General features: G+C 70.3%; 10 protein-coding genes. 5 read left to right on the forward strand and 5 right to left on the reverse strand.

Going from position 1 to position 13,051, the window contains the following annotated elements; translation table 11 throughout:
• The first annotated feature begins 34 nt into the window (after positions 1 to 34).
• On the forward strand, positions 35 to 757 hold the full coding sequence (locus V7Z97_RS14735) for a 16S rRNA (uracil(1498)-N(3))-methyltransferase (protein WP_334164194.1): 723 nt from the start codon (positions 35 to 37) through the stop codon (positions 755 to 757).
• Between the two features lie 102 nt (positions 758 to 859).
• Entirely contained in the window at positions 860 to 2,215 is a 1,356-nt protein-coding gene (locus V7Z97_RS14740; RefSeq protein ID WP_334164195.1) for a glutamate--cysteine ligase, read from the forward strand.
• Between the two features lie 28 nt (positions 2,216 to 2,243).
• On the opposite strand, the gene V7Z97_RS14745 is transcribed toward V7Z97_RS14740, so the two are convergent.
• Positions 2,244 to 2,765 carry a DUF427 domain-containing protein gene (locus tag V7Z97_RS14745; RefSeq protein ID WP_334164196.1) on the reverse strand — a complete coding sequence of 174 codons (522 nt, stop codon included), beginning with the start codon at positions 2,763 to 2,765 and terminating at the stop codon, positions 2,244 to 2,246.
• Between the two features lie 196 nt (positions 2,766 to 2,961).
• Between V7Z97_RS14745 and V7Z97_RS14750 the strand changes: the two genes are divergently transcribed.
• Positions 2,962 to 4,809 (forward strand): peptide MFS transporter, encoded by a 1,848-nt coding sequence (locus V7Z97_RS14750; RefSeq protein WP_334164197.1) that lies wholly within the window; start codon positions 2,962 to 2,964, stop codon positions 4,807 to 4,809.
• A 114-nt stretch (positions 4,810 to 4,923) separates the two neighbouring features.
• Here V7Z97_RS14750 and V7Z97_RS14755 read toward each other — a convergent pair whose 3' ends face one another.
• The 4 genes from V7Z97_RS14755 to V7Z97_RS14770 form a co-directional block, all read right to left on the reverse strand.
• Entirely contained in the window at positions 4,924 to 6,972 is a 2,049-nt protein-coding gene (locus tag V7Z97_RS14755; protein WP_334164198.1) for a TonB-dependent receptor plug domain-containing protein, read from the reverse strand.
• Positions 6,973 to 7,083: 111 nt separating this feature from the next.
• Positions 7,084 to 9,135, reverse strand: coding sequence for a TonB-dependent receptor domain-containing protein (locus tag V7Z97_RS14760; RefSeq protein ID WP_334164199.1), 2,052 nt, complete (start codon positions 9,133 to 9,135; stop codon positions 7,084 to 7,086).
• A 118-nt stretch (positions 9,136 to 9,253) separates the two neighbouring features.
• Entirely contained in the window at positions 9,254 to 10,684 is a 1,431-nt protein-coding gene (gene tldD, locus V7Z97_RS14765; protein WP_334164200.1) for a metalloprotease TldD, read from the reverse strand.
• A gap of 59 nt (positions 10,685 to 10,743) precedes the next feature.
• On the reverse strand, positions 10,744 to 11,121 hold the full coding sequence (locus V7Z97_RS14770) for a DUF3140 domain-containing protein (RefSeq protein WP_334164201.1): 378 nt from the start codon (positions 11,119 to 11,121) through the stop codon (positions 10,744 to 10,746).
• A 252-nt stretch (positions 11,122 to 11,373) separates the two neighbouring features.
• On the opposite strand from V7Z97_RS14770, the gene coxB reads away from it, so the two are divergent.
• Positions 11,374 to 12,393 (forward strand): cytochrome c oxidase subunit II, encoded by a 1,020-nt coding sequence (coxB, locus tag V7Z97_RS14775; RefSeq protein WP_334164202.1) that lies wholly within the window; start codon positions 11,374 to 11,376, stop codon positions 12,391 to 12,393.
• Between the two features lie 18 nt (positions 12,394 to 12,411).
• The coding region (locus V7Z97_RS14780; RefSeq protein ID WP_334164203.1) for a cbb3-type cytochrome c oxidase subunit I at positions 12,412 to 13,051 on the forward strand (640 nt) is incomplete at its 3' end.

Raw genomic sequence — 13,051 nt, forward strand, 5'->3', positions numbered from 1 at the left:
TTCCCGATCCGTTGGTGGGCGCTAGAACGGCCGGATGATCCGGCTGTTCATTCCCAATGATCTCGCCCCCGGCGCGGAGCTTAGCCTGGACGAGGGGCAGAGCCGCTACCTGGCGTCGGTGATGCGCGCCAGGGCCGGCGACGAACTGCGGGTGTTCAACGGCCGCCACGGCGAGTGGCGGGCGCTGGTCGCCCAGGTGGGCAAGCGCGCCGTGGTCCTGCAGATCATCGACCCGGCGCGGCCGCAGGGCGAGGTCCCGGACCTCGATCTCCTCGTCGCGCTGGTCAAGCGCGGGCCGCTGGAGACCATCGTCGAGAAGGCGGCGGAGTTGGGCGTGCGGCGCATCCGGCCCGTGATCACCGAGCGGACCAACGCCGACCACACCCGGGTCGAGCGGCTGCGGGCGATCGCCACCGAGGCCGCCGAACAGACCGGGCGGCTGGACGTGCCGGAGGTCTGCGAGCCGGTGAAGCTGGAGACGCTGATCGAGGGCTGGGAGGCGGGTCGCCGGCTGCTGTTCTGCGACGAGGCGGGGGATGCGAAGCCGGTGGCCGACGCCCTGGCCGGCCAGGCGCCGGGGGCCTGGGCGGTGCTGGTCGGGCCGGAGGGCGGCTTCTCTCCCAGGGAGCGCGAGCGGCTGCGGGGCCTTTCCTACGCCACGCCGGCGAGCCTCGGGCCGCGGATCCTGCGGGCCGACACCGCGGCGATCTCGGCGCTCACCCTGTGGCAGGCGACGCTCGGCGACTGGCGCTCTTGAGCGGCGCGACAATTGCACCCATGTGACCTGACGGCGTAAAGATTGCGGCCGCGCGGGACCTCGCCCACGCGATCCATAGGTTGGGCTGGGGAGGGAATTCCGATGGCAGAGGTCGCCTGCGACGACCGGCCCCTCGTGTTCGAGGACCTGGTCCGGTGGTTCGAGAAGGGCGCCAAGCCCGCCAGCGACTGGCGCGTGGGCGCCGAGCACGAGAAGTTCGTGTTCCAGCTCGGGACGCATGCCCCGGTTCCCTACGAGCCGAACGGCATCAAGGCGCTGCTGGAGGGCCTGACCCGCTACGGCTGGAAGCCGGTGTACGAGGGCGAGAACGTGATCGCGCTGGAGCGCGGCATGGCCAACGTCAGCCTGGAGCCCGGCGGCCAGTTCGAGCTCTCCGGCGCGCCGCTGGAGACGATCCACGACATCTGCGAGGAGACCGGCGGCCATCTGCAGGAGGTGAAGGTCGTCGCCGACGAGCTGGGCCTGGGCTTCCTGGGCCTGGGCTTCACGCCGGTCTGGACCCGCGAGCAGGTCCCGGTGATGCCCAAGGGCCGCTACAAGATCATGCGCGAGTACATGCCCAAGGTCGGCGGGCTCGGCCTCGACATGATGTTCCGCACCTGCACGGTGCAGGCGAACCTCGACTTCGGCTCGGAAGCCGACATGGTCGCGAAGTTCCGCACCAGCCTCGCCCTGCAGCCGATCGCCACCGCCCTGTTCGCCAACTCGCCCTTCAAGGAAGGCAAGCCCACGGGCCTGCTGTCGGCGCGGGCGAACGTCTGGACCGACACCGACCCCGACCGCACCGGCATGCTCGACTTCGTGTTCGAGGACGGCTTCGGCTTCGAGACCTACGCCAACTATGCGCTCGACGTGCCGATGTACTTCGTCAAGCGGGACGGCAAGTACGTCGACGTCGCCGGCCGCTCGTTCCGCGACTTCATGGCCGGCAGGCTGCCGGAGCTGCCGGGCGAGAAGCCGACGCTGAAGGACTGGGCCGACCACACCACCACCATCTTCCCCGAGGTGCGGCTGAAGCAGTACCTGGAGATGCGCGGAGCCGACTCCGGGCCGTGGAGCCGGCTGTGCGCCCTGCCGGCGCTGTGGATGGGCGTGCTCTACGACTCGGCCTCGCTGGCGGCGGCCTGGGACCTCTGCAAGGACTGGGAGACCCTCGACCACGAGCGCCTGCGCGCCGACGTGGCCCGCCTGGGCCTGAAGGCCGAGGTCGCCGGGCGCACGGTGCAGGACGTGGCTAAGGACATGCTGGCCATCGCCCGGGAGGGCCTGAAGCGCCGCAACCGCCTGTCGGGCGGCCTGGTGGACGAGAGCGGCTACCTGGGCGAACTGATCGACATCGCCGAGAGCGGCGTCACCCCCGCCGAGCGCCTGCTGGAACTCTACAACGGCCCCTGGCAGGGTGACGCCGGCAAGGTCTTCGAGGCCTTCGCCTACTAGCCCGCGGCGGGCCTCGGCCGGCGGGCCGCTAGCGCAGCCCGCCCTCCTCGGCGCCGGGGGTCTCGACGTTCGGCTGCCAGTGCTCGCGCTGCGAGCGGCCGTCGCCGGCGTCGGTGTGCTGGACGATCTCGTCCACGTCGACCTCGTGGCCCTCGCGCACCTCGGACACGTGGCGCGGGTTCACGGCGGCGTCGTCCACCTCGTAGACCTCCACCTGGTCGGTGTAGAAGGCCAGCCGCTGGCCGATCTGGCCGACCGGCGCGGCGGCGTCCTCGTAGGTCCAGACGGCGTTCTCGGCGAACTTCCCGTCCATCAGGATCGTGTAGTAGGCCGCGTCCCCCTTGTAGGGGCAGTGGGTCCGGCGGTCGGTGCGGCTCATGTACTCCATGGCGACGTCCTCGCGCGGGAAATAGACGACCGGCGGATAGTCGGCCTCGCGCAGGATCAGGGCGTCGTTGGTGTCGGCGATCACATGGCCGGCGAAGTAGGCGCGCCAGCGCTTCTTCGCGGGCTCGACGGTGATCGGATGGTCGGGGCCGGGGGTCAGCATGGCGTGGGGTCCTCCTCGTCAGGCTCAACGCCCGAGGGTTGCGCCGGGGTCCAGGCGAGGTAAAGGCACGCTTCTGCGAGGAGGCGCCCTCTTGCTTGTGCTTGGGGAGGACGCGTGATTTTCTCCCCGCAAATCGGCGCGCCCGGGGCCAAACACGTCCCAGGCCTTGGAAGCCATAGGGAAAACGGACGCCTACATGAATCTCATCGTGCTGCTCGGCATCGGGATCACGCTCATCACCGGCATACCGGTGCTGCTGCAGATGATGCGCAACCACCCCCGGGGCCTGATGGTCCTGTTCTTCGCCGAGATGTGGGAGCGCTTCTCCTACTACGGCATGCGCTCGATCCTGATCTTCTACCTGACGCAGCACCTGCTGTTCGACGACGCCACGGCCAACGCCCAGTACGGCTCCTACACCTCGCTGGTGTACCTGCTGCCGCTGCTGGGGGGCATCCTGGCCGACCGCTACCTCGGCACCCGCAAGGCGGTGGCGTTCGGCGCCCTGCTGCTGGTGGCCGGGCACCTGACCATGGCGGTCGAGGGCTCGCCCGCGCGGCAGACCCTGACCTACGCCGGCCAGAGCTACGAGGTCGTCGCGGAAGGCCGGATGGAGGAGCGCCAGGTGCGCCTGATGGTCGGCGGCCAGCCCTATGCGTTCGGCCCGGCCGAAGCCGGCGGCCTCGAGGTCAAGGGCCTGCCGGCCGGCGGGCCGCTGCCGGCCGTGCTGCCGGAGGGCTCCTTCGAACTGCAGAACACGGTGGATCCGCTGGGCAAGAACGCCTTCTACCTGGCGGTCGCCCTGATCATCATGGGGGTCGGCTTCCTCAAGCCCAACATCTCGGCGATCGTCGGACAGCTCTATCCACAGGGCGACCCGCGCCGGGATTCCGGCTTCACCCTCTACTACTACGGCATCAACCTCGGGGCCTTCTGGGCCTCGGTGCTCTGCGGCCTGCTCGGCGCCACCTACGGCTGGTGGGCGGGCTTCGGCCTGGCCGGCATCGGCATGCTGGCCGGCTTCGTGGTCTTCGTGCTCGGCAAGAAGCACCTCCTGGGCAAGGGCGAGCCGCCGAACCCGGAGCTGCTGAAGAAGCCGCTGGCCGGGCCGGTCAGCCGCGAGTGGCTGATCTACGGCCTGTCCATCGCCGGCGTGCTGCCGGTGTGGCTGCTGGTGCAGCGCAACGCCGTGGTCGGCATGGCGCTGGGCCTGTCCACCGTCCTGTCGTTCCTGGCGATCGCCTACATCATCGCCGTGGTCTGCAAGACCTGGGTGGAGCGCCAGCGGATGATGCTGGCGGTCGTGCTGATCCTGGGGGCGGTGGTGTTCTTCACCCTGTTCGAACAGGCCGGCACCTCGCTCAACCTGTTCGCCGCGCGCAACGTGAACCTGGTGGGGGTCACCGCGGCCCAGACCCAGTCGTTCAACGCCGGCTACATCCTGATCTTCGCGCCGATCTTCGCGGCGGCCTGGGCCTGGCTCGCCGCGCGCGGGCGCGACCCGAACCCGACCCTGAAGTTCGGCCTGGGCCTGATCCAGGTCGGTCTCGGCTTCATGGTCGTGGTCTGGGGCGCCGGGTTCGCCGACGAGCAGTACCGCCTGCCGATGGTGTTCCTGGCGCTGCTCTACCTGTTCCACACGACCGGCGAGCTGTTCCTGTCGCCGGTGGGCCTGTCGGAGATCACCAAGCTGTCCCTGGCCAAGGTGGTCTCCTTCATGATGGCCGTTTGGTTCCTGTCGTCCTCGGTGGCGCAGTACGTGGGCGGCTGGATCGCCGGCCTCGCCGGCACCCACACCGTGGGCGGCCAGGTGACCGACCCGGCGGCCGCGCTGCAGTCCTCGCTGACGGTGTTCAACATGCTCGGCCTGTGGGGCATGGGGATCGGCGTCGCCTTCATCGTGCTGAGCTTCTTCATCAAGGGCTGGGCGCACGGCGTGAACGATCCGGGCAGCCACCCGCAGCCCGAGCCGATCGCGCCCGTGCTCGACGGCGAGCGCCAGGCGGTGAACCCGGGGACGATCCGGGCGGACCGGGAGGCGTGACACCCGGGCAGCGCCTTCTCCCCATGCGGGAGAAGGTGTCAGCCGCAGGCTGACGGATGAGGGGCCGCGCGAGAGATCGTGCGGCCCCTCTTCGTTGTCGCGGTCAGGCCGGCCCTACGCCCCGAAGGTCTTGCGGACGCGGACGTAGTACATGCGGCCGAAGCCGAGATCGCGGTCGTCGGTGTAGAGGCGGGGCGAGGCGCCGCGGGGGCCGTCCCAGACCTGGCGGGTGAAGCGGATGCCGCGGCTGGTGGCGTTGGCGAGCTCGAAGCGCACGGAAAGATCGGGCTGGAAGCGCTTCTCGATCCACGGGCGGACGTAGGCGTTGTGCAGCTTCACCTCGCGGATGGAGTCGAAACGGTAGGAGGTCTCCGTCCAGCCGGAATAGACGTCCAGGCCGTAGCTCATCCGCCATTGCGGCAGGTCCTGGCTGTAGTTGATCTCCCACTCGGTGGGCCGCAGGTTGGAGATCCGGCGGCTCTCCAAGGTGGTGGGGTCGGTCACGTCGGACCAGCGGCGGGTGTACTGGCCCTTCAGCAGGGCGCCCTTCAGGCCCAGCCGGTCGAGCGGGGCGGTGAGGCTCGCGATGGCCTCGTCCTTGGTCCCGTCGCCGATGTTCATCGGGGTGTCGAAATAGCTGAGGGTCACCGCGCCGGTGACCGGATCGACGGAGCGCGACTCCACCGGTCCGCGGTCGACAACGTCGGTGAGCTCGGAATGCCGGTAGGTGAGCACGACGGTGGCGCCGAACAGGCGCTGCTCCAGGGCGGCCTCCGCGACCCAGGCCTGCTCGGGGTCCAGGTCGGGGTTTCCCGCGCTGACGCCCGCCCCGGTGTTGAAGTCGGACGAGGCGACGAAGTCGTCGAAGTTGAGCTGGCCGACGACGCGCTCGAAGCGCAGACGGACCTGGGTGGCCTGGGCCGGGGCCCAGGTGAGCGCCAGGCGGGGCTTCAGGAACTGCAGGGTCTTCTCCAGCTCCACGTCGCCCTCGGAGGAGATGCGGGAGGCCTCGAAGCGGAGGCCGGCGTCCAGCGTCCAGGCCGTGGTCGGCCGCCAGGTCGCCTTGCCGAACACCTCGCCGCGCTTCTCCTCCACGTCCACGTCGGCGGCGGGCAGGTCGATGGGCGCGCCGTCGACGAGGAGGCCGGTGCGGCTCTGCAGTTCGTTGAGGGCGGCCTCGCCGCCGGCCTCGAAGGAGAGGCGGTCGTTCAGCGCGTACTTCAGCACGCCGCGCCCGATGGTCTCGGCGGTGTCGCGCCGCAGCCGGAAGTCCTGGGTCCCCGAGAGGTCGCCGAACACCGAGTTGATCTCGCGCTCGCGGTCCTGGCGAAGGCCGATCAGCTCCAGCTTGGTGCGGGCGCCGAAGTCACGGTCCCAGCGGGCCCCGAACTCGGTCTGCTCGGTGAGGTAGAGGTCGTCGGTGGTCTCGACGCCGAGGGCCGCGGGCTCGAGGTAGCGGTTGTCCTCCTCGAACTTCCACTTCTCGTCGAAGTAGCGGGCGTTGAGGCCGAGCCGGCCGCCGGCGAGGGGCTGGCGGAAGGCGGCGGTGACGGTCTTCTGCAGGCCGTCGCTCTCGTTGCGGACCAGGCTGCGGCGCAGGATCTCGCCGTTCGGGCCGATGCGGACCTGCGGGCCCGCGTTGCCGCCGTCGTCGTTGCCGTAGCCGTAGCGGGCGGAGCCTTCCCATTCGCGGCCGCCCGAGCCGCCGGACAGCTCCAGGCGCATCCCATGCATGTTGCGGCCGTCGGACAGGTGGTTGTTGGCGACGGCGAGCAGGCCGCGCAGGCCCGAGCCGGGCTTGCGCACGACGTTGGCCAGCACCGTCTTGCCCTGCATGTCGACGCCGGGCGCGCCGCCGCGGACGAGGTCGATGCGTTCCACCTGGCCGGCGGGGATGCGGCGCAGGATCTCCTCGAGGTTGTCGGTCTTGCTGGTCGGCCGCTGACCGTCCACGAGGACGTTGCCCGCCGCGCCTTCGAAGCCACGGACGGAATCGCCGGTGTCGATGTCGAAGCCCGGAAGGCGCAGCAGCATCTCGTGGGCGTTGGCGGGCTGCTGGGCGGCGAAGAAGGCGGGAGGATAGCTGATCACGCCTTGCTGCGGCGCGGCCACGGCTTCCGGCGTGGCGGCGGCGGCCTGCGCGAGCATGTGGACGATCAGCATCTGACATTTCCTCCCAGCGAGCGGGGGCAGGTGAACCGCGCCGCGGGGACGAGGCCAATTAAATGGCCGTAAGGTGGATTAAATCGCCGACAGGTTCGGGGCGCGCGCCGGTCAGCCGCCCAGGGTCTTCCGCACGCGCACGTAGAAGATGCGCCCGATCTGGATGTCCCGGTCGTCGACATATTCCAGCGGCCCGGTCCCGCGGGGACCCGAGTAGCGGTAGCGGGTCTCGCGGAAGCCCCGCTCCGTCAGGTTCTGGATCTCGGCGCGGACGGTGATGTCGGACCGCGGCTTCCAGTCCACGAAGGGGCTGACATAGGTCTTCAGCTTGCGGACCTGGACCTCGTTGAACCGGTAGTAGGTCTCGCGCCAGGCCCCGAAGGCGTCGACGCCCCAGGTCACGCGCCACTGCGGCAGATCCTGGCTGAAGTGGGCCTCCCATTCCACCGGCCGCGAGCCCGAGATGGGGCGCGTCCCGCCGGTGGTCGGATCGGCGACCTCGCTGCGCTCCCACTCGACATTGCCGCGCAGCTGGGCGCGCTTCAGGCCGAACCGGTCCAGCGGCAGGGTGAGGTCGATCCCGACCTCCTGCTCCTGGCCCGAGCCGATGTTGGCCGGGGCGTCGAAGAAGACCACGGTCTCCTCGCCGGTGAGCGGATCGATGCGGACCTGGCGCACCGGTGCGCGGTCGACGACGTCGCTCAGCTCCTGGTGGGCCACCGTCAGGACGATGGCGCCGGAGCCCCAGAAGCGGCGCTCCAGGGCGAGCTCCGCCTCCCAGGCCTGCTCCGGCTCCAGGTCGGGGTTGCCGGCCTGGACCTCGCCGCCGGTGTTGAAGTTGGTGTCGGCGACGAAGTCGTCGAAATCGAGCTGGTCCACCCGGCGCTCCAGGCGCAGGCGGACCTGGGTGGCCCCGTCGGGGGCCCAGGTGGCCAGCAGCCGGGGCTTGGTGAAGTAGAGGGTCTTCTCGAGCTCGACGTCCCCCTCCGAGGAGATGCGGGAGGCCTCCTGGCGCAGGCCCGCTTCGAGCGTGAAGGCCTGGCTCGGCCGCCAGGTCGCCTTGCCGAACAGCTCGCCGCGCTTCTCCTCGACGCGCACGTTGGCGGCGGGGACCGGCTGGGCCTGGCCGTCGAGGAAGAACTCGGTCTCGCTCTCCAGCCAGTTGAAGGCGCCCTCGGCGCCCAGTTCGAAGGAGAGCGCGTCGGAGCGCCGGTGCTTGAGCACGCTGCGGGCGATGCTCTCGCCGGTCTGGCGGTCCAGCGCGAAGAGCACGGTCGCGCCGTCGCGGAAGGTCTCGCCGAAGTGCTGGTCCTCGTTGCGCTGCAGGAGGACGGTCTCGAGGTTGGTCCGCGCCCCGAAGGCCCGGTCGTAGCGGGCGCCGAACTCGGTCTCCTTGGTGTCCTGGCCCCATTGGTCGGACTCCTTCGCGACCGTCGGGAAGGACTGGTAGTTCTGCTCGTCGTAGTTGAACTCGTCGAAGAAGATGCGGCTGTTGAGCCGCAGCTTGCCGCCGGCCAGCGGCGTCTCGTAGGCGCCGGTGATGGTGGCCTGCAGGGTGACCGTGCCCTCGCCCTCGACGAAGGAGCGGATCAGCGGCCGGCCGGCCGCGTCGAGCCGCACGCGCGGGCCGTCGCCGGACCCGTCGTCCATCCCCTGGGCCACGAGCACGCCCGCTTCCCAGGCCCGGCCGTCAGCGCCCCCAGAGCCTTCCAGGCGGAAGGCCGGCAGGGTGCGGCCGTCGTCGGCCACATAGCGGGTGGAGGCGGCGATCAGGCCGCGGAAGCCGCCGCCCGACTTGCGCACCACGTTCACCAGCACCGTCTTGCCTTGCATGTCGATCCCCGGCGCGCCGCCGCGGATCAGGTCGACCCGCTCCACCTGGCTGGCCGGGATGCGCGAGAGGATCTGGTCGAGGGTGTCGCTCTTGGCGGCGGGACGCTGGCCGTCGATGAGGACGTTGCCGGCCGCGCCCTCGAAGCCGCGGACGCTGTCGCCCGAATCGAAGGCGAAGCCCGGCACCCGCTCCACCATCTCCATGGCGTTGGTCGGCCGGAAGCTCTCGAAGAAGGCCGGCGGATAGGCGATGACGCCCTGCTGCGGCTGGGCGGCGGCCTCCGGGACGGCGGCGGCGGCGGCCTGCGCCAGCACATGGATGAACAGCATCGGTCTCTCCCCAAGCGCCGGCAGGTGACCGGCGCAGGGGATCGCGGACCAGTTAAATGGCCGTAACCTGGATTAAATCGCCGCAATGATGCCGGCGGCGACTGGGGCGTAGTCCCGCCTAGAGGCTGGTGCCGCCGACCGTCAGGCCGGTGAGCTTCAGGGACGGCTGGCCGACTCCGACCGGCACGCTCTGGCCGGACTTGCCGCAGACGCCGATACCGGGATCGAAGGCGAAGTCGTCGCCGATCATGGTGACGCGGGTCAGCGCCGATGGGCCGTCGCCGATCAGGGTCGCGCCCTTCACCGGGGTGGTCACCCGGCCGTCCTCGATCAGGTAGGCCTCGGTGCACTGGAAGACGAACTTGCCGTTGGTGATGTCCACCTGGCCGCCGCCGAAGTTGGCGCAGTAGAGGCCGCGCTTCGTGGAGGCGATCATCTCCTCGCGGGAGGCGTCGCCGCCCAGCATGCCGGTGTTGGTCATCCGCGGCATGGGCATATGGGCGTAGGACTGGCGGCGGCCGTTGCCGGTGGCCTTCTGGCCCATGAGCCGCGCGCTCATCCGGTCGTGCATGTAGCCCACCAGGATGCCGTCCTCGATGAGGATGGTCCGCTCGGTCGGCGTGCCCTCGTCGTCCACGGTGAGCGAGCCGCGGCGGCCGAGGATCGAGCCGTCGTCGAAGACGGTGACGCCGGGCGCGGCCACCCGCTCGCCGATCTTGCCGGAGAAGGCCGAGGTGCCCTTGCGGTTGAAGTCGCCCTCGAGGCCGTGGCCGACCGCCTCGTGCAGCAGGACGCCGTTCCAGCCGGGGCCGAGGACCACGTCCATCTCGCCGGCCGGGCAGGGGACGGCCTCCAGGTTGACCAGGGCCTGGCGCAGCGCCTCGTCCACCTGGGCCTGCCACTTCTCGGGGCTGATCCAGGTCTCGAAGCCTTCGCGGCCGCCGGCGCCGGTGTAGCCGTTCTCACGCCGGCCATCCTTCTCGACGGTGATCTGGACGTTGATGCGGCTCAGAGGCCGGACGTCGCGGATCAGCCGTCCGTCGGCGCGGAGGATCTCCACGGTGCGCCGCTCCCCGGCCATGGAGGCCATCACCTGCACGACGCGCGGGTCGCGGGCGCGGGCCCAGGCGTCGATCTCCTGGAGCAGCGCCACCTTGTCGGAGAAGCCGGGCGAGGCGAGCGGATCGTCGTCGCCGTAGAGGCGGGCGTTGGTCGGCCGGGGCCCCTCGGCCGCAATCCCCTCGTAGCCGCGCTTGGCGAGGCTGGCGGAGTCGGCAGCGCGCCGGATCGCGGCCTCGGAGATCTCGCTGGCGTGGGCGTAGCCCGCGGTCTCGCCCGCCACCACCCGCAGGCCGAAGCCCTCGGTGGAATCGTAGGCCGCCGACTTCAGCCGGCCGTCGTCGAACAGGAAGGATTCGCTCTCGCTGCGCTCCACGAACAGCTCGCCGTCGTCAGCGCCGTCGAGCGCCTCGCCGAGGATCTGGCCGGCGCGGTGCGGGTCGACGCCGGCGGCGTCCAGGATCGAGGGGGCGGGGGTGTGCGCGTTCATGGGGCCAAGATAGGGAGCGGCGGGCGCGGCGTCACCCGGGCCCGACCGCGCAGGCGGCTCTATTCTTCGGCGGCCGAGCGGCTTTTCAGCGGATCGTGGCCCCAGTTCATCAGGCTCCAGCGCCAGCGGGTGTCGGTGACGTCGCCCCCTTTGCTCAAGGCCTGGGGGCGCTGCGCCAAGTGGCGGCGGCAGTAGCCGATCACCTTCTTCATATGGGCGTAGTCGGCTTCGGTGAGGTCCTCCGGCGGAGTCGCGCGGATGGCGAGGATGCGGCGCGCCGACTGGCGGCCGACGGATTCGGGTTCGCCGCGGCGGACGAAGCCGACCTTGCGGCTCTGCGGCGTCTCCAGCCAGGCGGCGAGCTCGGCCGAGGTGAGGTTGGTCAGCCGGTCGAACTCGGCGCGGATGCGCTGCTCGTCTTCGGGGCTGAGGTGCATGGCGAATCTCCCGGAACGAGGATCGGCGGCCGCCGCCATGGAACCGCCTGATCCGACCTGATTTTTACGGCCCCGCCTGCGTCGCGGACGCAAGGGGCCGCTTGCGCCTTGGCAAGCCAAAGCGATGCGCGTATGCACGCGCCCGAAGGGCCGGGCAGCGTGCGTTCGCGCGCCTGTGCGCGTCCTTCTGACAGTCGGCGGGGGCGATCGTCAGTTTCGCGAGACGCGGCCGGCCAACCAGACCGAGGGGACATGAAGTCGAGGTTTCAGGGTATGCGAGCGCTGACGACAGGCGTCGTCGCGGGCGCGATGTCGGCCTTCTGGGGCACTGTGGCCCTGGCCCAGGACCGCATGGGTCAGCCGACGCCGGGCGCGATCGACCTGCAGCCGGGGGTCACCCCGCTCAGGCACGACGCGATCTTCTTCCACAACGCGATCCTGCTGCCGATCATCACGGCGATCACGCTGTTCGTGCTGGCGCTGCTGGTGTGGGTGATCGTGCGCTACAACAAGCGGGCGAACCCGGTGCCCGCCCGCTGGAGCCACAACACCCCGATCGAGGTGGCCTGGACCCTCGTCCCGGTCCTGATCCTGGTGTTCATCTCGATCTTCTCGTTCAAGCTGCTGTTCGCCTACCACGACATGCCGAAGCCCGACCTGACGGTGAAGGCGACCGGCTACCAGTGGTACTGGGGCTATGAATATCCGGACCAGGAGGTCTCGGAGTTCGTGTCGAACATCCTGCCCAAGGAGGACGCCGTCGCCCGGGATGTCCCCTACCTGCTGGCCGCAACGGAGCCGATGGTGGTTCCGGTCAACAAGACGGTGCGGGTGCTGGTCACCGGCGCCGACGTGATCCACGCCTTCGCCGTCCCCTCCTTCGGCATCATCACCGACGCCGTGCCGGGCCGGGTCAACGAGACCTGGTTCAAGGCCGAGAAGGTCGGCACCTACTACGGCAACTGCCGTGAGCTCTGCGGGGTCGACCACGCCTTCATGCCCATCGAGGTGCGGGTGGTGACCCAGGCCGAGTTCGACGCCTGGGTGGCGTCGAAGGGCGGCAAGGGGCCGGCGCTGACGCCGACCACCCTGGACGCGGCGGGCGACGCCGCCGGCGCCGCCAACACGGAAGCGCCGGCCGCCGCCGCCGCCGGCCAGCCCGCCGCGGCGACCGCGTCCGTGAACCCGGCCGCCCCGGCTCCGGCGACGCCTTCGCCGACCGCGCCCGCGACCAACGCCCAGCCCGCGCCCCAGGCGCCGGCTGCGAAGTAAGCCAGGAATATCGTCCCGATGGCCCAAGCCGCCGCTCACGACACCCACGACAGCCACGATCACAAGCCGCCGTTCCTGGTGCGCTGGCTGTTCTCCACCAACCACAAGGACATCGGCACCCTCTACATCCTGTTCGCCATCATGGCGGGCCTGGTGGGGGGCGCGCTGTCCGGCCTGATCCGCTGGGAACTGGCCGAGCCGGGCATCCAGGTGTTCAAGGAAGGCACGCTGCTCGCGCAGACCGGCCTGATCGAGCCCTCCAAGCACGGCTACAACGTGGTCGTCACCGCCCACGCCCTGATCATGATCTTCTTCATGGTCATGCCGGCGATGATCGGCGGGTTCGGCAACTGGTTCGTGCCGCTGATGATCGGCGCGCCGGACATGGCCTTCCCGCGGATGAACAACATCTCGTTCTGGCTGCTGGTCGCCGCCTGGGTGCTGCTCTGCACGTCCATGTTCGTGGACGGCGGCCCCGGCGTCGGGTTCGGCGGCGGCTGGACGATGTACCCGCCGCTCTCGACCTCGGGTCACGCGGGCGCGTCGATGGACCTCGCCATCCTGTCCGTCCACCTGGCCGGCGCGAGCTCGATCCTGGGCTCCATCAACTTCATCACCACCATCTTCAACATGCGCGCCCCGGGCATGACCCTGCACC

Source organism: Phenylobacterium sp. (assembly GCF_036821595.1).
Taxonomy (GTDB): Bacteria; Pseudomonadota; Alphaproteobacteria; order Caulobacterales; family Caulobacteraceae; genus Phenylobacterium.